The organism is Tsukamurella sputi (assembly GCF_007858445.1).
Classification (GTDB): Bacteria; Actinomycetota; Actinomycetes; order Mycobacteriales; family Mycobacteriaceae; genus Tsukamurella; species Tsukamurella sputi.
This window is the reverse complement of record NZ_VIGV01000004.1, coordinates 606,153-624,665: the sequence shown is the minus strand read 5'-3', so window position 1 is coordinate 624,665 and position 18,513 is coordinate 606,153. Positions and strand designations below refer to the sequence as shown.

The 18,513-nt window shown below is 71.0% G+C and carries 12 protein-coding genes, 1 tRNA gene and 1 pseudogene; 5 read left to right on the top strand and 9 right to left on the bottom strand.

The window, feature by feature from the left end; translation table 11 throughout:
- Positions 1-4 precede the first annotated feature (4 nt).
- From thrC to argS, 4 genes and pseudogenes are all read right to left on the bottom strand, one after another.
- A complete protein-coding gene (gene thrC / locus FK268_RS15990) occupies positions 5-1,102 on the bottom strand; it encodes a threonine synthase (RefSeq protein WP_146435751.1) in 1,098 nt (365 codons plus the stop codon).
- The gene (locus FK268_RS15985; protein ID WP_146435749.1) at positions 1,095-2,429 is read right to left on the bottom strand and encodes a homoserine dehydrogenase; all 1,335 of its coding nucleotides are present in this window, start codon (positions 2,427-2,429) and stop codon (positions 1,095-1,097) included. The genes thrC and FK268_RS15985 overlap by 8 nt, the downstream gene beginning before the upstream one ends.
- Positions 2,429-3,802: pseudogene (gene lysA, locus FK268_RS15980) on the bottom strand (diaminopimelate decarboxylase); the annotation flags it as partial. The pseudogene lysA and the gene FK268_RS15985, both read right to left, overlap by 1 nt.
- Positions 3,803-3,818: 16 nt before the next feature.
- Positions 3,819-5,471, bottom strand: coding sequence for an arginine--tRNA ligase (gene argS / locus FK268_RS15975; protein ID WP_146435746.1), 1,653 nt, complete (start codon positions 5,469-5,471; stop codon positions 3,819-3,821).
- 76 nt (positions 5,472-5,547) lie between these two features.
- On the opposite strand from argS, the gene FK268_RS15970 reads away from it, so the two are divergent.
- The 3 genes from FK268_RS15970 (at position 5,548) to FK268_RS15960 (ending at position 7,676) form a co-directional block, all read left to right on the top strand.
- Positions 5,548-5,620 (top strand) — tRNA-Arg (locus FK268_RS15970).
- Positions 5,621-5,716: 96 nt separating this feature from the next.
- On the top strand, positions 5,717-5,983 hold the full coding sequence (locus tag FK268_RS15965) for a hypothetical protein (protein WP_146435744.1): 267 nt from the start codon (positions 5,717-5,719) through the stop codon (positions 5,981-5,983).
- Positions 5,984-6,041: 58 nt separating this feature from the next.
- Positions 6,042-7,676, top strand: coding sequence for an FUSC family protein (locus tag FK268_RS15960; RefSeq protein WP_146435742.1), 1,635 nt, complete (start codon positions 6,042-6,044; stop codon positions 7,674-7,676).
- Positions 7,677-7,678: 2 nt separating this feature from the next.
- On the opposite strand, the gene FK268_RS15955 is transcribed toward FK268_RS15960, so the two are convergent.
- From FK268_RS15955 to FK268_RS15945, 3 genes are all read right to left on the bottom strand, one after another.
- Positions 7,679-9,196: an HNH endonuclease signature motif containing protein gene (locus tag FK268_RS15955; RefSeq protein ID WP_146435740.1), complete on the bottom strand. Its 1,518-nt coding sequence runs from the start codon at positions 9,194-9,196 to the stop codon at positions 7,679-7,681.
- Between the two features lie 328 nt (positions 9,197-9,524).
- Positions 9,525-9,917, bottom strand: coding sequence for a hypothetical protein (locus tag FK268_RS15950; RefSeq protein ID WP_146435738.1), 393 nt, complete (start codon positions 9,915-9,917; stop codon positions 9,525-9,527).
- A 25-nt stretch (positions 9,918-9,942) separates the two neighbouring features.
- Positions 9,943-12,402 (bottom strand): HAD-IC family P-type ATPase, encoded by a 2,460-nt coding sequence (locus FK268_RS15945; RefSeq protein ID WP_146435736.1) that lies wholly within the window; start codon positions 12,400-12,402, stop codon positions 9,943-9,945.
- A gap of 128 nt (positions 12,403-12,530) precedes the next feature.
- On the opposite strand from FK268_RS15945, the gene FK268_RS15940 reads away from it, so the two are divergent.
- Together FK268_RS15940 and FK268_RS15935 are read left to right on the top strand one after the other, a co-directional pair.
- The gene (locus tag FK268_RS15940; RefSeq protein ID WP_146435734.1) at positions 12,531-13,007 is read left to right on the top strand and encodes an SRPBCC family protein; all 477 of its coding nucleotides are present in this window, start codon (positions 12,531-12,533) and stop codon (positions 13,005-13,007) included.
- A 142-nt stretch (positions 13,008-13,149) separates the two neighbouring features.
- On the top strand, positions 13,150-14,673 hold the full coding sequence (locus FK268_RS15935) for an acyl-CoA synthetase (RefSeq protein ID WP_146435732.1): 1,524 nt from the start codon (positions 13,150-13,152) through the stop codon (positions 14,671-14,673).
- On the opposite strand, the gene FK268_RS15930 is transcribed toward FK268_RS15935, so the two are convergent.
- Both FK268_RS15930 and FK268_RS15925 read right to left on the bottom strand, forming a co-directional pair.
- Positions 14,670-17,303, bottom strand: a complete 2,634-nt coding sequence (locus FK268_RS15930) for an AAA family ATPase (RefSeq protein WP_146435730.1) — start codon at positions 17,301-17,303, stop codon at positions 14,670-14,672. The genes FK268_RS15935 and FK268_RS15930 overlap by 4 nt on opposite strands.
- The gene (locus FK268_RS15925) at positions 17,300-18,436 is read right to left on the bottom strand and encodes a metallophosphoesterase family protein (protein WP_146435728.1); all 1,137 of its coding nucleotides are present in this window, start codon (positions 18,434-18,436) and stop codon (positions 17,300-17,302) included. Before FK268_RS15925 ends, FK268_RS15930 begins: the two co-directional genes overlap by 4 nt.
- Positions 18,437-18,513: the final 77 nt, after the last annotated feature.

Here is an 18,513-nt window from a genome sequence, read left to right as displayed (position 1 = left end):
GCGCTTACTCCGTCAGGCCCATGGCGGAGGCCACGGCGACGGGGTCGATGCCGACCCGGGCGATCTCGGGCAGGCTGCTCAGCGCAGTGTCGGGATCCTTGAGCCCGTTGCCGGTCACCGTGCAGACCACCGTCGAGCCCTTCTCGATCCAGCCGTCGGCGGTGGCGGCGAGCAGCCCGGCGACGGACGCGGCGGACGCGGGCTCGACGAAGACGCCCTCGGCCTTGGCGATCAGGCGATAGGCCTCGAGCAGCTTCTCGTCGGTCGCGGCGCGGAACTCGCCGTTCGACTCGTCCTTGGCGGCCACGGCCTGGTTCCAGGACGCGGGGCTGCCGATGCGGATGGCCGTCGCGATGGTCTCCGGGTCCTTGACGGGAGCCCCGTTGACCAGGGGCGCGGCGCCGGCGGCCTGCACGCCGAGCATGCGCGGACGGCTGCTGATCACGCCGTCGGCGAAGTACTCGCTGTAGCCGCGCCAGTACGCGGTGATGTTGCCGGCGTTGCCCACGGGCAGCGCGTGCACGTCGGGGGCCTTGCCGAGCGCGTCCACGATCTCGAAGGCCGCGGTCTTCTGCCCCTCGATCCGGACCGGGTTCACGGAGTTCACCAGTGCGATGGTGTCGAAGGTGGCGGTGGTCTTGCGCGCCAGCTCGAGGCAGTCGTCGAAGTTGCCGTCGACCTCGATGATCTTCGCGCCGTACATGACGGCCTGCGCCAGCTTGCCCATCGCGATCTTGCCGGCGGGCACCAGCACGGCGCATTCGATACCGGCGATCGCGGCGTACGCGGCCGCCGAGGCGGAGGTGTTGCCGGTGGACGCGCACAGCACGCCCTTCTTGCCGGTGGCCTTGGCCTCGGTCACGGCCATCGTCATGCCGCGGTCCTTGAAGGAGCCGGTGGGGTTGAGCCCCTCCACCTTGAGGTGCACGTCGCAGCCGGTGAGCTCGGAGAGTGCCTTGGCGGGCAGCAGCGGGGTCGCGCCCTCGCGCAGGGTGACGGGCTCCCAGCCGGCCTCCCAGGTGTCGCACACGGGCAGGCGGTCCCGATAGGCGGTGATCAGGCCCGGCCAGGGGGTGTGCACGGGGTTCGCGGAATTAGTCACTGGTTCCCTCCAGACGGAGCACGGAGGACACGGCGGTCACCACGTCCAGGTTCTTCAGGGCCTCGACGGTGGCCGACAGGGCCGAGTCGGGTGCCTTGTGCGTGAGGATCACGAGCCGCGCGCCGCGATCGGGGGTGTCGGCCTGCTGGCGGACGGTGCTGATCGAGACGTCGCGCGCGGAGAACTCGTTGGCGACGGCGCTGAGCACACCGGGGCGGTCGGCGACCTCCATCGCCACGTAGTACCGGGTGAGCACCTCGCCGATCGGCGCGATCGGCAGCTTGGCGTAGACCGAGTCGCGGGGGCCGCGGCCCGAGACCACCTTGTTGCGCGCGGCCGCCACCAGGTCGCCCATCACGGCGGACGCCGTGGGGGCGCCGCCGGCACCGGCGCCGTAGAACATCAGGCGGCCGGCGTTCTCGGCCTCCACGAAGACGGCGTTGTACGCGCCGTCGACGCTCGCGAGCGGGTGCTTGAAGGGCACGAGCGCCGGGTAGACGCGCGCCGAGACCCGCTGGGAGCCCGACTTGTCGGTGAACTTCTCGCAGATCGCGAGCAGCTTGATGGTGCAGTCGAAGGCCTTGGCCGCCTCGATGTCGGCCGCGGTGACTCCGGTGATGCCCTCGCGGTAGACGTCGGCGGCCTTCACCCGGGTGTGGAAGGCGATCGAGGCGAGGATCGCGGCCTTCGATGCCGCGTCGTAGCCCTCGACGTCGGCGGTGGGGTCGGCCTCGGCGTAGCCCAGGCGACCCGCCTCGGCGAGCACGGTCTCGTAGGCCTCGCCCTTCTCCGCCATGTTGGAGAGGATGAAGTTGGTGGTGCCGTTGACGATTCCCGCCACCAGCTCCACGGAATCGCCGGCGAGCGACTGCTGCAGCGGGCGGATCACGGGGATCGCGCCGGCCACGGCCGCCTCGAAGTACAGGTCGGCGCGGGCCTTGTTGGCGGCGTCCGCGAGCTGGCCGGTGTACTCGGCGAGCAGCGCCTTGTTCGCGGTCACCACCGACTTGCCGGCCTTGAACGCGCTGAGCATCAGGCTGCGAGTGGGCTCGATGCCGCCCATCACCTCGACCACGATGTCCACGTCGTCGCGGCCGACGAGGGCCTCCGCGTCGTCGGTCAGCAGGCTCTTCTTGAGGCCGAGCGCCTTGAGGCCGCGGTCCTTCGCGGTGTCGCGCACCGCGATTCCGCGGATGACGAGCTCGGCTCCGACGCGGGCCTCGAGGTCGGCGGCGTTCTCCACGAGAATGCGCGCCACCTCGGTGCCCACGGTGCCCATGCCGAGGAGAGCGACGCCCAATTCCCTCTGCTGTGCGGATTCGGTCATCAGAGCACCTCCAGGCTCACCAGGTCGTCCACGGTCTCCCGGCGCAGGATGAGCCGCGCCGTGCCGTCCTTCACCGCCACCACAGCCGGTCGGGGCTGCATGTTGTAGCGGCTGGACATCGAATAGCAGTAGGCGCCCGTCGCGGCGACGGCCAGGAGATCGCCCTCCGCGAGGTCACCGGGAGTGTCGGTGTCGCGCACCACGATGTCGCCCGTCTCGCAGTGCTTCCCGACGATGCGCGAGCGCACCGGCGCACCCTCTGGGTCGCGGCTCGCGACCACGGCGGTGTACTCCGCGCCGTACAGCGCGGTGCGGATGTTGTCGCTCATGCCGCCGTCCACGGAGACGTAGCGCCGGAAGCCCTGGGCCGCAACATCCTCGGAATCCACCGCGACGTCCTTGATCGTGCCCACCTCGTAGAGCGTGATTCCGGGCGGGCCCGCGATCGCGCGACCGGGCTCGACCGCGAGGTGCGGAGTCTTCAGGCCCAGCGCGGCCGACTCGGTCTCGACGATGTGCCGCAGCTTCGCCGCGAGGTCCGCCACGGGCGGCGGATCGTCGTGCGCGGTGTACGAGATGCCGAGGCCGCCGCCGAGGTCGATCGTGCTCAGCTGGGCGGTCTTCTCCGCGCCGAAGCGGGCGACGACGTCGCGCAGCAGCTCCAGAACGCGGCGCGCGGCGATCTCGAAGCCGTTGACGTCGAAGATCTGCGAGCCGATGTGGCTGTGCAGCCCCACCAGGCGCAGGTTGTCGGCCGCGAAGACCGCGGTAACGGCCCGCATGGCCGGCGAATCACCGTCGGCCGAGCCGGATTCGGGGCTCGACGCGGCCAGCGAGAAGCCGAACTTCTGGTCCTCGTGCGCGGTGGAGATGAATTCGTGGGTGTGCGCCTCGACGCCGGGCGTGAGGCGGATCAGCACCTCCTGCACCACGTTCCGCTCCCCCGCGACCGCGTCGAGGCGGGCGATCTCCGACAGCGAGTCGACGACCACGTGGCCGATGCGGGATTCGACGGCGTAGTCCAGCTCGGCGACGGACTTGTTGTTGCCGTGCAACGCGATCCGCTCCGCGGGGAAGCCGGCGCGCAGCGCGACCGCCAGTTCGCCGCCGCTGCAGACGTCCAGGTTGAGGCCCTCGTCGCGCACCCACCGGGCGATCTCCATGGAGAGGAAGGCCTTCGAGGCGTAGTGCACCGCGGCGTCCTCGCCGAAGGCCTCGCGCATGCCGCGGCAACGGGCGCGGAAGTCGTCCTCGTCGATCACGAGCAGGGGCGTGCCGTACTCGGCCGCGAGCGCGTTCACCGAGACCCCGGCGACGGTGACGGCACCGTCGGCCTCGCGGCGTGCGTGGGCGGGCCAGACGGCCCGGTCCAGATCGCTCACTGCTTCCTCACATCCGGTCCGGGGCGGAGACGCCCACGAGAGCCAGGCCGTTGGCGAGCACCTGGCGGGTGGCGGCGCACAGCGCGACGCGAGCGCGGTGCAGGTCGGTCGGGTCCTCGTCGCCCAGCGGCAGCACGCGGCACTCGCCGTAGAAGCGGTGGTAGGCGCCCGCGAGCTCCTCCAGGTAGCGCGCGATCCGATGCGGCTCACGCAGATTCGCCGCGCCCGCCGCGACCGCCGGGAACTCGCCCAGCGTGCGGACGAGATCGCCCTCGCGGGGATTGTCCAGCAGGCCGAGGTGCTCCGTCGAGGGCTCGATCCCGAGCTCGGCGGCGCTGCGCGCGATGGCCGACAGGCGGGCGTGCGCGTACTGCACGTAGTAGACGGGGTTCTCGTTGCTGGCCTGCGCGAGCAGGTCCAGGTCGAGGTCGATCGACGTGTCGACGGAGCTGCGCACCAGCGAGTACCGGGCCGCATCCACGCCCACGGCCTCGACGAGGTCGTCCAGGGTGATGACGGTGCCGGCCCGCTTGCTCATGCGGACGGGCTTGCCGTCCTTGACCAGGTTCACCAGCTGGCCGATCAGCACCTCGATCTGTGCGGGGTCGTAGCCCAGCGCCGCCGCGGCCGCCTTGAGCCGGCCGATGTAGCCGTGGTGATCGGCGCCCAGCATGTAGATAGCGAGGTTGAAGCCGCGGTCGAACTTGTGCTTGATGTAGGCGATGTCGCCCGCGATGTAGGCGGCGTTGCCATCGGACTTGATGACGACGCGGTCCTTGTCGTCGCCGTAGTCGGTGGCCTTGAGCCACCAGGCGCCGTCCTTCTCGTACAGGTTGCCGTTGTCCTTGAGCTGCTGCACGCTGCTCTCGACGAGACCCGAGGTGAACATCTCGTCCTCGTGCGTGAACACGGCGAAGTCCGTGCCGAACTCGTGCAGGGTGCGCTTGATGTGCGCGAACATGAGCTCGACGCCGTCGGCGCGGAAGGCCTCGACCCGGTCGGCCTCGGGGAGCTCCAGGATGCCGGGGCGGCCCGCGACGACGGTGGCCGCGATGTCGTTGATGTAGTCGCCCGCGTAGCCGTCCTCAGGGGTCGGCTCGTTCCGGGCGGCGGCGTCGAGCGAGCGCGCGAAGCGGTCGATCTGCGCGCCGTGGTCGTTGAAGTAGTACTCGCGGGTGACCTCGGCGCCCTGCGCCTCGAGAACGCGGCCCAGGCTGTCGCCCACCGCGGCCCAGCGCGCGCCGCCCAGGTGGACGGGCCCCGTCGGGTTGGCGGAGACGAACTCGAGGTTGATGAGCGCACCGTCGAGCGCGGTCCCGTGGCCGAACGCCCCGGCCTGCTCGAGGATGCTCGTCACGAGCTGGTTCTGCGCGTCCGCGGCGAGGCGAATGTTGAGGAAGCCGGGGCCGGCGACGGTGGCCTCGTCCACGCCCTCCGCTGTGCCGAGCGCCTCGGCCAGCCAGGTGGCGAGGTCACGCGGGTTCACGCCGGCCTTCTTGGCCACCTGCATCGCGAGGTTGGTCGCGTAGTCGCCGTGCTCGGGGTTGCGCGGCCGCTCGACGATGACGCGATCGGGCAGCACGGAGACGTCGAGGCCACGCTCGGTGAGCACGGTGGTCGCGGTGGCGTGCAGGAGTTCCGAAAGGTCAGCGGGAGTCACCAGACCATCCTAGGGTGCGCCTGACCGCCCGGTTTCCGCCGGGCCTGCCCTATGCGCTAACCTTGCTACGCCCTGCGCCCCCGTAGCTCAGGGGATAGAGCGTTCGCCTCCGGAGCGAAAGGCCGCAGGTTCGAATCCTGCCGGGGGCACTTTCTTCTGGTTCAGGCATTCCAGCCTACTGCGAATGCGCTATGCAGAATATTCGTTTGGTCATAGAATCTGCTGGTGCCCACTCCGGGAGTGCTGTGCTGAACCGAGCCGTCTTCACCGACCCACCGCGCCCACTGACCGAGCGTGAGGAGTGGGACGCGCGCTACGAGGCGCGCCGCGCCGCCCGCCAGTCCCGCAACACGTTCCGGACCGCCCGCGGTCAGTACCGGCGGTACCGCCGACGTCTCGACGGCCGCCCCTATCTGGACTGGCCGCGATGGAAAGCGGAGTACGACAAGACCTACCGGACGACCGGCACGCCGATCCCACCCGGGAACAACAGCCCGCCCAGCGTCTACTGACCTGGCTCCAGCTGGCGCCGCCCCCGACGGAACGCCGACGCAGTGATGAAATGGGGAGGTGAGCGAACCAGTCCCCGATCCCCCGCCCACCGTCGCGCGCGTGCGCTCGCTCGTCTTCGCCGACGGTGCGCCCGTGTGGCGCTGGCGGGCGGGCCTACGGGCAGCGGCGGCGGTGGGAATCCCCGGCGCTGCGCTCGTCGCGGCGGGGCACGCGAGCTCCGCGCTGTTCGCCACCTTCGGCGCCTTCGCGGTGCTGTACGGAGAAGGCCGCGCGTATCGGATCCGCGGCCAGGTCGTCGCGGCCGCGGGGCTGGCACTGCTCGTCTGTGTCGCCATCGGCGCCACGATCGGCTGGGCGGTGCCCCCTGGCGGCGTCGCGCTCAAGATCTGCGCGGTACTGATGACCGTGATCCCCGCGGTCACCGCGGTCTACGTCGTCGACGCGCTGCGACTCGGCCCGCCGGGTGCGCTGTTCTTCGCGATCGTGGGGTCCGGCGCCCTGATCGCGGTGGAATCAGGCGCCGATCCGGCGATGCTCGTGATCGGGGCGGCGCTCGGTGCCGTCAGCTCGGTGCTCGTCTCGCTGTCCGGGGCGCTCGTCGACCCGTCCGCGCCGCAACGGGAGGCGGCGGGGCGGGCGATCGGCGCGGTGGACGCCTTCCTCGGCTCCCAGGCTCCCCGGTCCGCCGAACGCCGCCACTCCGCAGGCTCCGCGCTGGTCGCTGCATGGTCGACGATGGACGACGCGCGCGCTGCGAGCCGTCCCGCCGACGCCGATCTGCTGGTGGCGCTGCGCGACGCCAACACCCGGTTCGCCGCTGCATCGAACGACGACGCCGAGACCGAGGTCGACCCGACCCGCGCCGTCACCACCTCGCGGCTGCGCCCGACCGTCGGCTATCGGCTGCGCCGTTCGCTGAGCCCCTCCTCGCACGCGACGATCACCGCGACCCGCGTCGCGGTGGCGTGCCTCGCCGCGGGCGCGGTGAGCATCGCGCTCGGCTTCGACCGTCCCCACTGGGCCGCGATCAGCGCTCTGGTCGTGTTGCAGACCGGCGTCGACCGGGTGCACGGCACGGTGCGCGCTCTGCACCGGTTCCTCGGCACCGCGATAGGCCTGGTGGTGTTCGCCGGGCTGCACGCCCTCGCGCCGCACGGCTACGCCCTCATCGCGGTGATCGCCCTGCTGCAGTTCGTGATCGAGGTTCTCATCGTGCGGAACTACGCCGCAGCGGTCATCGTGATCACTCCCGTCGCGCTTCTGGCCAGCGGCGCGGGCGTGACCGGAGGCCCTGCCGGCCCCGTCATGCGCGACCGCCTGATCGAGACGCTCGTGGGCGTGGTCGTGGCCCTGCTCGTGATGTACCTGCTGGCGCCCGGAGCGCACCGTCGCACGTTCGCCTGGACGGACCACCGGATTCGGCGCACCGCCACAGACCTCATCGAGGTCGGTGAGCGGATGCCCGTCGGCGCCGATCCCGCACGGGAGGCGGCTCGACACCTGCACTTCGAGCTGGAGGGCGGCGTTCGTGCGGGCATCGATTCCATGCACAACGAGCCCGAGTGGACCGCGGACCGCTGGCCCGACCGAGCAGCATTGGTCCACGACGGCTACGACCTCGCTGCCGTGTTCTGGACCGCCGAGCCCGGCCGACCTCTCCCGGACGGCGGCGCCTGGCGCCGCCGGTTCTGATCTCAGGCCGCACGGGCTTCGTCGTTCGACGGTGCGCACCAGGCGGTATGGGCGTCGTGATCAGCGAGCATCTCCTCGAGAAGCGGTGGGCCGTGGGGACCGTCGAGGACCTTCTCGATCAGTTCGTGGTCGGCACAGGACTCCGCGAACTGACGGCGTACGTCCTGTTCGACCCACATGTCTCGGAACTGCGCGCACCGCGCCCGCCAGCGGGCAAGCGCCTCGCGATGGAGCTCGTCGGCGTGGCGTCTGTGGTTGACGCGGTACGCCCCCGCGGGGTTGGCGCCGCGCCGCCACCCGGTACGACCCGCGTACGGTTCGCCCTGCGGGATGGTGATCGTCTCCCACCCGCGTGGATTCTCCGCCAGGTCGGGCACGACCCTCCCGTGGTGCGCATCGCACGCGAGGGTGAGCGCGGTGATATCCGTTGCGCCGCCGTCCGCCCACTCGGTGATGTGATGTACCTGGCAACGGGTCGCGGGCGCATCGCATCCGGGTGCGGTGCAGCCCTTCTCGGACCCGTAGAGCGCGATCCGCTGATCCGCGGAGGCGAGGCGCTTCTCCCGTCCGAGGAACAACGGTCGCGACGCCAGGTCGAGCACCAGGACGTATTTGGGATTGGCGCCCATCATCCGCAGCGCGTCCTCGACGGGGAGCCGCCCACCCGTTGCGGTGGTCGCGATCCCGGTCTCGGATTCCAGCTGGTCGATCCCCACCGTGATGATCGGAACACAGGGCAGGCCGCGATGACTGCCGAGTTCACCCGAGCCGATCGCCACGCCCAGCGCGTACGCCAGTGCATCGTGGTTGCGCTGCCCAGCCGTACGCGTATCCCGCGCCGCGGCCTCGCGGATCGCGTCCGCGTCACCGAGGTCGACAGGGGTGGCGGCATCGTCGGGATTCGCGACGCCCGGACGGGCGAACTTCTCGAGCACCGCGTCGAGGACGGCGCGGCACTCGGGCGAGAGGGCGCCGCCGATGTCGGACATGAGGTCATCACCCTGACCGCTCACGGTGAGCTCGCGTGAGCGCCGGATACGATCCTGGTCGGGCTCGGCACCGTCGGGATCGAGGAGGGCGACGGCACGCTTGCCGATCACCACGATATCCTCCGGCGGAACGCTTTCCGCCGCCGTCACGAGGATCTCCTCGAGATCGACGAGATCACGGCCGTTGAGGCGGTAGCACCGGTCGAGAACCTTCCCCATCGCGGTGGCATGCCGCTCGGAGATGCGTCCCTCGCGTTGCGCCGCGGCGATGACCTCGTACTTCGGCTCCGGCGCGACACCGCGAGCGTGCCGCGGCACACGGTTGTACGCGCCGTGCATCCGGTCGCGCGCCTCCGCGCCCGAGAGCCGCAGTTGATCCACGAGAAGTTCCTTGATCCCGGTGTAACCCAGCTCCGCAGGCAAGCCCTGTTCGAACGCGACCCCGGTGAGTACGTTCTGCCCGTAGGGCACCGTGCGCGCCGCCGTCTCCAGCCTGCGCAGGCTCTCGAGTACCTGCTGCGAGGAGAGCATCACAGGATCTGCCGCTGCGAGGCGGGATGCGGCCTGTTCGAATGCATCAAGGGAAGCCAGATACTCCTCTGCAGTGCAGGTATTCACCGGATCCACCCCCTCTTTGCGACTACCTCCACCCTACTTCTTCGTTCGGATATGAACCACACAATCGAATATGCATTCCCCACACCTCGGAAGCGTCGATCCGTTGCGTCGGCGTGATCGACGCCGGCACCACCGGTGACCTTTTCCACCTCGTGGACCGGTGGCGGGGCCTACCCCCTCACGCTGGGATCCGCGACGGGAGCGACAACCACCGGTGGGGACCCCGCCGCACCATTGATCCTCAGCTCGGCGTCGGCAACCAGTCGACGGTGGCGAGATAACGGCCGAACCAGACGGTCGCGAGCCCGAGCAGGAGCACCACGAGCGACAGGAACCTCGTGCGGGGGAACCGCCGGAAGATCCTCTGCGCCAGCCAAATGACGGCAGCGGTGAGCAGCAGCGCCTCGATCCAGGCGATCGCCTCCGAGCCCCGCGAACCCGCGTCCGCCACCCACAGGGCGGGCAAGAACAGGAACAGCCCCGCGACGAACGGCACGATCGACAGCATCGCCAGGACCGTGGCCAGGCTCGCCGCCCAACCGATCCCCTCCCGCAACCGATCCCGTGCGGGCGCCGCCCCGGCCACCAGGGCGTACGCGATCCACAGGACCACGGCGGCCGGCAGGGCGAACACCGATAGGTCGTAGACGTCCCACACGTCAGGCGGTGCGGCGCTCGAACCGCGCGAACAACGCCGGCGCGATGCGGCGCAGTACCTCCACGAGCACGATCGCGAGTGCGCCGAAGCCGAAGCCGGTGCCCACCATCGCCGGATCGCTGATGTCGAGGAAGAACTTCTCCTGCGCCAGCGGGATCGAGAACAGCACGACGTAGAACGCCACGGAGCCCCCGACGAGCAGGATCTTCCACCACGTGTACGGCCGCGCGACGATACCGAGCACCCACAGCGACCCCACGAGCAGCGTGATCAGCGCCGCCGTCGACGCCTGGATCTGCTCAGTGCTGAGCGTCGCCGCCTTGCCGCCCAACGACGCTCCGGTACCGCCCGGGTTCACCACGAGGTAGCACAGGAAGGTCGCGAGGCCGATCCCCACGCCGGACGGTGCCGCCAGTCGGAGCACCCGCCCGACGAATCCGGTCTTCGCCCGTTCGTTGTTGGGCGCCAGGGACATCACGAACGCGGGAACGCCGATGGTGAACCACGCGGCGATGGTCACGTGGATCGGCTGGAACGGGTACGAGATCGGCGCGAAGCCGAAGACCTTGGCGCCCAGGCCGGCCAGGCCCACGAGCCACGCCAGCAGCACGGCGTAGACGGTCTTGGTGAGGAACAGGTTCGCGACGCGCTCGATGTTGCCGATCACGCGGCGCCCCTCCCCCACGACGTACGGGAGGGTGGCGAACTTGTTGTCCAGCAGCACGATCTGCGCGACGGACCGGGCGGCGGAGCTACCCGACCCCATCGCGACGCCGATGTCGGAGTCCTTGAGGGCGAGCACGTCGTTCACGCCGTCGCCGGTCATCGCGACGGTGTCGCCGCGGGACTGCAGGGCCTTGACCATGGCGCGCTTCTGATCGGGTCGGACCCGGCCGAAAGTCACGTTGTCGGTGACAACCGTGGCCAGCTCGTCGTTGTCCGACGGCAGCTTCCGCGCATCCACCGACGAATCCGCGGAGCCGAGCCCCAGCGAATGCGCCACGGCTCCCACGGAGACGGCGTTGTCGCCGGAGATCACCTTGACGTCCACGCCCTGCGATTCGAAGTAGTCCAGGGTGTCGCGGGCGTCGACCCGCACCCGCTGCTCCAGCGCGATCAGCGCGCGCGGCACCAGGTTCCCCGGCGCCTCGAGCCCATCGACTTCGGTGTCCACCGGCACATCGGTCGACGCGACCAGCAGCACGCGCAGCCCCGTCGACCCGAGCTCGGTGGCGCGGCGGGCACCGTCGGACTCGGGATCGAGGAGGACGTCCGCAGCGCCGAGGATCCAGTTCCCGCGCGGCGCATCGCCATCGGCGAGCGAGATCCCCGACCACTTCTTGGCGGAGCTGAACGGCGCCACGGCCGTGGCGCGCCACGACGGGGCGTCCGGATACGCCTCCGCGATCGCCTGCACGCTGGCGTTGGGGCGCGGATCGAGGGAGGCGACCGCCGCGAGCGCCCGCTCGATCTCGGCCCGGTCACCGTCGAGCACGTCCAGTTCCGACAGGCGCATGCCGTTCTCGGTGAGCGTGCCGGTCTTGTCCGCGCACACCACGTTCACTCGGGCCAGGCCTTCGATGGCGGGCAGCTCCTGCACGAGGCACTTGCGCCGTCCCAGCCGCACGACGCCGACCGCGAAGGCGATGGAGGTCATGAGCACGAGCCCCTCGGGCACCATCGGTACGAGCGCCGCGACCATACCGAGAATGGCCTGGTTGAGCTCCTGCTTCGAGATCACCAGCTGGTTGAACACCGTGAGGATGCCGGCGGGGACCAGCAGCCAGGTGATCACTTTGAGGATCTTGTCGATGCCGGAGCGGAGCTCGGAGTCGACGAGGGTGAACTTGCTGGCCTCATCGGCGAGCTGCGCGGCGTAGGCGTCGGCGCCGACCTTGGTGGCGCGGTAGGCACCCGAGCCGGAGACGACGAAGCTGCCGGAGAAGATCTCGTCGCCCAGCTGCTTGTCGACGGGGTCCGCCTCACCGGTGAGCAGCGACTCGTCGACTTCGAGGGCCTCGAACTCGATCGTCTCGCCGTCGACCACGATCTGGTCGCCGGGACCGATCTCGATCACGTCGTCGAGAACCACGTCGGACTGCGAGACCTCCGTGGCGACGCCGTCGCGCCGCACCACGGGATGGGCCTGCCCGACGATCGCCAGCGAGTCCAGGGTCTTCTTGGCGCGCAGCTCCTGGATGATGCCGATGCCGGAGTTGAACACGATGAGCAGCCCGAACAAGCCGTTGATCAGCGAGCCCGTGAACAGCACCAGCAGGAAGAGCACGCCCAGCATCGCGTTGATGCGGGTGAAGACGTTGGCGCGGATGATGTCCCACGTGCTCCGGCCCGACCGGTTGGGCAGCGCGTTCACCCGGCCGTCCCGCACCCGCTCCGCGACCTGCGCGGCGGTGAGGCCCGACGCGGGGAGGCCGGATGTCGTGTCGGGTGCAGCAGTCATGCACGCGAGTGTAATGAGGCGAACCGGGCACGGGCGGCGCAGTGAGCCGGACGACACGCTCGCGATCGTCGCTCAGTCCGGCACTGCTCGCCGCGCTGCGCCTGCGATAGCGCCGTACTCTTGCCCGCATGACCGCCTTCACCGTCACCCGGTCCACCGAGATCGCGGCGCCCGCAGACACCGTCTTCGGGCTCATCGCCGACTTCCACGAATGGCGGCACTGGTCGCCCTGGGAGGGCCTCGACCCGCAGCTGCACCGCGAGTACTCCGGCCCGTCCAGCGGGCCGGGCGCCGGCTACGCCTGGCGCGGCAACCGCAAGGCGGGCGCAGGCCGGATGACGATCTCCGCGGTCGAGCCGGACCGCTCCGTCGACGTGGACCTCGAATTCCTCAAGCCGATGTCGTCGCACCACCACGTGCGTTTCGACATCGTGCCCGCGGGCGACTCCGTGACGGTCACCTGGACGATGACCGGCGAGACCAGTGGCCTGTTCTCCCTGATCGGCCGGATCCTGCCGATGGACAAGTTCGTGGGCAAGGATTTCGAGAAGGGGCTCGCCGCCCTCAAGGCACGCAGCGAGAACACCGGCACCGACCGGTCCTGAGAGCGCCGGGGGCGCGACGTCCGCGCCCACTACGGCGGGCAGGCACCGTCGGACCTGAGAATCCGGCGAATCACCTCCGGACGCGGCCCCGCGACGGCGAGGATGCACGCAATCGCTCGCACCGCGCCCGCAAGGAGTCACCATGCCCGCACGCCCCGCCGTCGACCTCGGATCCTGGATAGCCCGCCGCGCCGCCGTCAGCGGCGACCGCCCCGCCATCACCTACGGCGAGACGACGTGGAGCTACCGGGAGTTCGCCGACCGGGTCGACCGCCTCGCGGCGGAGCTGGCGGCCGGCGGCGTCGGCACGGGCGACCGGGTGGGTTACGTGGGCTTCAACCACCCCGACTTCCTCACCACGATGTTCGCCGCCTCCCGCGCGGGCGCGGTCTTCGTGCCGCTGAACTTCCGCCTGACCTCGGCGGAGCTCGAGTACATCCTCACCGACGCCGGGGTGCACACCCTCGTCGCCGACGCCGATCGCGCTGCCGTGGTCGAGCCGGTGCGCGCCGCGTCGGGACTCACCCGGGCCATCTCCCTCGAGCCGGTGAACGGCTGGGAGCATCTGGACGGGCTCCTCGCCGGCCGTGCCCCGATCGCGGAGCCGCAGTCGCCGGCGGAGGACGACCTCGCGCTGATCATGTACACCTCGGGCACCACGGGCCGTCCCAAGGGCGCGATGCTCACGCACGGGAACATGTTCTGGAACAACATGAACGCGCTGCTCAGCCTCGACACCGTGTCCACGGACATCAGCCTCGTGGCGGCGCCGCTCTTCCACATCGGCGGCCTCAACGTGACCACCCTCATCACGTTGCAGAAGGGCGGGCAGCTGGTGATCCTGCCCGCCTTCGACCCCACCGCGGCGCTCGCCCTCATCGAGAAGCACCGCGTCACCAGTATGTTCGGCGTTCCCGCGATGTTCCTGTTCATGAGCCAGGTGCCGAGCTTCGAGACGACCGACCTCAGCTCCGTCCGCCAGTTCATCTGCGGCGGCGCGCCCGTCCCCGAGCCGCTCATCGCGCTCTACAACGGCCGGAGCATCCCGTTCTGCCAGGGCTACGGGCTCACCGAGACCGCGCCGCTCGCCCTCGTCATGGACGTCTACGACACCGCCCGCAAGATCGGCGCCGCAGGCCACCACATCCTGCCGCTCTCCGAGGTCGCGCTCCTCGGGCCCGACGGTGCGCCCGTCCCCGCCGGGGAGCGCGGCGAGGTCTGCGTGCGCGGCCCCCAGGTGACGCCCGGTTACTGGCAGAACCCGGACGCCACCGGTGCCGCGATCGACGCCGACGGGTGGTTCCACACCGGCGACGTGGGCGAGCAGGACGTCGACGGCTACGTCACGGTCGTGGATCGCGTGAAGGACATGGTGATCTCCGGCGGCGAGAACGTCTACCCCGCCGAGGTCGAGTCGGTCCTGTACCGGCACCCGTCGATCGCGGAGGTCGCGATCATCGGTACGCCGCACGAGAAGTGGGGCGAGGCCGTGACGGCGATCGTCGCGCTCAAGCCCGAGGCCTCGCTCACGCTGGAGGAGGTCCGCGAGTTCGCGAAGGGCTCACTGGCGCCGTACAAGCTGCCGCTGGCCCTGCACGTCGTGGACGCACTGCCCCGCAACCCCGCGGGCAAGGTGCTCAAGTTCAAGCTGCGCGAGCAGGTCTAACCGAGCGCGACCTCGGTCACGCCGTCGCGGCCGCGGAGGGCGTCGAAACGGCCCGGGACGCAGCTGAAGACGATCACCTGCGCGCTGCGGCCGGCCTCAACGAGGGCATCGGCCATCGCGCCGAGGCGCGCGGGGTCACTGTGGCCGAGGGCGTCGTCGAAGATGACGGGGGCGCCGTCGGCACCGTCGACCAGGCGGGCGCACGCGAGCCGGCTGAGGACGCCCAGCTGCTCCTGCGCGCCACCGGACAGCGACTCGAAGGGCACCGTCACCCCGTCGACGGTGCGAGAGGCGATCGTCAGATCGTCGCCGACGGTGATGGTGAGCGGATCTCCGAAGACGGTGCGTCCCAGCTCCTCCAGCGCCCGCTGGTAGGGCGCCTGCACCCGGGCGCGGCGAGCGTCCCGGTGCGCGGTGAGCGTCTCGTGCAGCAGCGCCGCCGCGCGGGCACGCTCCTCCACGGACGTGAGAGCGCGCTCCGCATGGACGTGCTCGGCTTCCGCGGCATCGAGCCGGTCCCGGCGCCCGTCCGCCTGGAACAGCTGCAGCTGCCCCGCCAGGCCGGCCAAGTCCTCGCGGGCCGCGGCCTCCGCCGCGCGTGCCCGCTCCGCCGTCCTGCGCGCGGCGGCGTACCGTGCCGCGAAGCCCGCGACGTCGGCCTCGCGGGCGGCCCGCTCGTGTTCCGCCAGTTCGACGGCGGCGGCCTCCCGTGCTGCCGCGGCCTCGTCTGCGGCGATGGCGAGAGCGTCGTCGGAGGCTTCGGCACGGGCTCGCTCGAGCTCCGCCGAGAGCTCCGTGGCGCGGTTGTCGAAGTGTTGCAGCCGATCCGCGGCGACTTGGGCATCGGTGCTCGCGCGATGAAGTTCCTGGTGCTTCTGCCCGAGCTGCTCGCGGGTCTGCTTCTCCTCCGCGCGGGAGGCCACCTCGGCCTGCGTGGCCTCCATGAGGTTCGCCTTCGCCCGCTCGGGGTCCACCGCCAGCAACTCGGCGTCCACCGCCGCCTCGAGCGCGACGATCCGCTCGGCCGATTCGTCCGCCGACGCGCGCAACTCGGCAAGAGTGTGCTCGCCGAGCGCGTGAGCGAGCGCGATCCGCGCCTCCTGCAGCTCGATCTCGACGGCCTCGCGCTGCTCGTGCAGTTCGCGGGCCTCCGCCACATCCGCTGCGCCCGCATCGCGGCACGCGGCGAGCAGCGCCGTGTGCGAGGCCTTCACCTCGGCCGCCGCATCGGCGCTCTCCCCGCGCTGCATGACCTCGATCCGGACGGCGCCCGGCACCTCGATCACCATGCCGTTGCCCGCGACCACCTCGACCGGCTCCTCGCCGATGTTGCTGCCGTCCACGAGCACGTCCGAGAAGCCGAGACGTTCCAGCTTGAGCGTGGCGGCCAGAGCGGAGAACCGGGCCTGCGCCTTTTCGTACCGTTGCTCCGCGACAGCGATCGTCTGCAGGGCCCGGCGATCGATGGGGTTCCCGGCCAGCCGGTTCCGCGCGTCCTCCACGTCCTTGCCGAGCAGTTGCGCCTGCTCGATCCGCTTCACCAGCCGCTGGTACCCGACCGACTCCCGGGCGTAGTCGACGGCATACTGCGCCTGCGACTTCCGCTCCCGCCGGTCCGCGGAGACCGCGGACAGCTCGTGCACGGTGGTCTCCAGCCACGACGCCTCGGCGGCCAGCACCTCGCGATCCGCCAGCGCCCGGTCCCGCAGCACGCGGACCTGTGCGGTGCGCTCCACCGCGAGAGCCTGCTGTTCGACGAGGCGACGGCGCCGGTTCGCCGCCTCGCCCGCGTGCTGCTCACGCAGCGTCGCGGATTCGAGCGCCGCGCGCGACTGCGCGAGCCGCGCCTGCAGCGCGGAGACGCGTTCCTGGTCAGCGCCGAGCGCCTCGAAAGCCGCCACGGCGGCGGACCGCCGATCGACGAGGGCCGCCAGGCGCGCGGAGGCGAGCGCGTGCTGCTCCGCCACCTGATCCACCTCACGCAGCGCGGCCTCGGCCGCCTCCAGCGCGGCGCGGGCAGCGGCCTCCCGAGCGCGGGCCGCGGCCAACTCACCCGTGGGTCGCCCCGTGGGCGTGAAGTACCGGGCCCGCTCAGCGGCGACGGCCTCGGCGAGGCGTTCCGCGCCCGGCTCGTCCTCCCCTGCGCCACCCGACGCCGCATCGAGCGCCTTCGCGAAGGCCGCGCTGTCGCGCAGCGAGGGTTGACCCGGGCCGGGCCCCTGCAGGACGGTGAGCGCGGACAGCAGGTCACCGTCGACATAGGTGCGCATCTGCTCCGCGACCCACGACTCCGCGCTGCCACCCGTGAGCTGCTGGGGCGCGGGCTCGAGCACCGTGAGCACCGTGCCGGGGCGGCGGTGGTACTGCTTGGCGTAGACGAACCGGTACGGGCCCACGGTCAGCTCCGCCTCGACGTACGGCCCCGCATCGCGGTGCGCGGGGCAGACGGCCTCCACGCGCTGCGATTTCGACGTGGCCTTCACGTCCAGCAGGAGCTGCAGCGCCTCCACCATCGACGACTTGCCGGCCTCGTTCGGGCCGTGCAGCAGCGTGACGCCGGTGTCGGCGAAGGCCAGCTCCCGCTCCTCGACGCCGCGGAAATCCTTCACCGCCAGGCGATGCAGCCTCATGCACCCACCTCCTGGCGGGTGAGCCGGTACAGCAGAGCGAGCGCACCGGACGCATCGGCGGACCGCTCACCACCGCTGCGGGCGACGCCCAACAGTTCCTGCGCGGCGTCGGCGGCCGGGCCGGTGAGTTCCAGCGATTCCAGCTCGGCCTCGCCCGGCAGCACCGCCAAGTCCGTCTTGCGTTCCCAGAGCTCGACGGCCGCGAACCGCGCCCGCAGGGCCTCGATCTCACGATCCAGCTCGGCCTTCGCCGCCAGCCCGACGGTGCCCGTGAACCCCACCTTGACCACGGTGCGGTCCTTGTCGGGGAGCGCGGACAGCGCGCCGACGGCCGCAGCCACGTCGCGCTCGGAGGACAGCGGGAACTCCCGCGACGCGAAGCGCCACGTACCGACCCGCACCGCGGTCACCGTCGACGGTCCCTCCTCGGGGACGTCGACGACGAGGACCGAGCCGGAGCCCGTCTCCTTGTGGTCGAAGTTCGTGACCTCGGGGGCACCGGAGTACCAGATTCCCTGCGCCACTTCGGTGACCGAGTGCCGGTCCCCGAGCGCGACGTATCGCAGTGCGCCCGCGGTGATCCGCTCCGACAGCGCCGTCACGTCGATGAGCCGCTGATCCTGCGCACCGACCGGCAGGGTGCCTCCGTGCCCGACCGCGATGCGGATCACGCCCGCGGCGGGCGGGGCGGCCGCGGCGGCGGCCTCGGTGAGGGGATCCCCGGTGGGGTGCTTCGAGAACCACGGGGCCGCCAGCAGTTCGACACCCGGGCGCACCTCGTGGACGCCGGGCGCATCCAGCACGATCACATTGGCCGGCCGGTGCCGGGCGAAGACCTCGGAGGTGTAGATCGACGCCGCATCGAGCGGGTCGTGATTGCCGGGGAGCAGGTACACGGGGCAGCCGATCGCGGCGATCCGGTCGAGGCTGCGGGCGACCACCGCGGGGGCGAGACGGTTGTCCTCGAAGACGTCGCCGCAGACGACCACGAACTCCGCCTCCTGCTCCGCCGCGACGGCGCCGAGCCGCGAGATCGCATCGAGCCGGGCGTCGGTGAACCGCGCCTGCGCGTCCGCGTCGAGGAAGTGCCGCGTCATGCCCAGCTGCCAGTCCGCCGTGTGTACGAAACGCATGCCCTTCACCCCCTCGTAGGTCGCCCCCTCAGGGTAGTGATCCCCACCGACAGGTTCCGTCACCGACGCGGTGCCGC

Excerpts from the sequence above, each read along its gene's own strand:
- FK268_RS15985 (WP_146435749.1), bottom strand. The coding sequence starts at position 2,429 with ATGACCGAATCCGCACAGCAGAGGGAATTGGGCGTCGCTCTCCTCGGC.
- FK268_RS15955 (WP_146435740.1), bottom strand. The coding sequence starts at position 9,196 with ATGCTCTCCTCGCAGCAGGTACTCGAGAGCCTGCGCAGGCTGGAGACG.
- FK268_RS15945 (WP_146435736.1), bottom strand. The coding sequence starts at position 12,402 with ATGACTGCTGCACCCGACACGACATCCGGCCTCCCCGCGTCGGGCCTC.
- FK268_RS15940 (WP_146435734.1), top strand. The coding sequence starts at position 12,531 with ATGACCGCCTTCACCGTCACCCGGTCCACCGAGATCGCGGCGCCCGCA.
- FK268_RS15935 (WP_146435732.1), top strand. The coding sequence starts at position 13,150 with ATGCCCGCACGCCCCGCCGTCGACCTCGGATCCTGGATAGCCCGCCGC.
- FK268_RS15930 (WP_146435730.1), bottom strand. The coding sequence starts at position 17,303 with ATGAGGCTGCATCGCCTGGCGGTGAAGGATTTCCGCGGCGTCGAGGAG.
- FK268_RS15925 (WP_146435728.1), bottom strand. The coding sequence starts at position 18,436 with ATGCGTTTCGTACACACGGCGGACTGGCAGCTGGGCATGACGCGGCAC.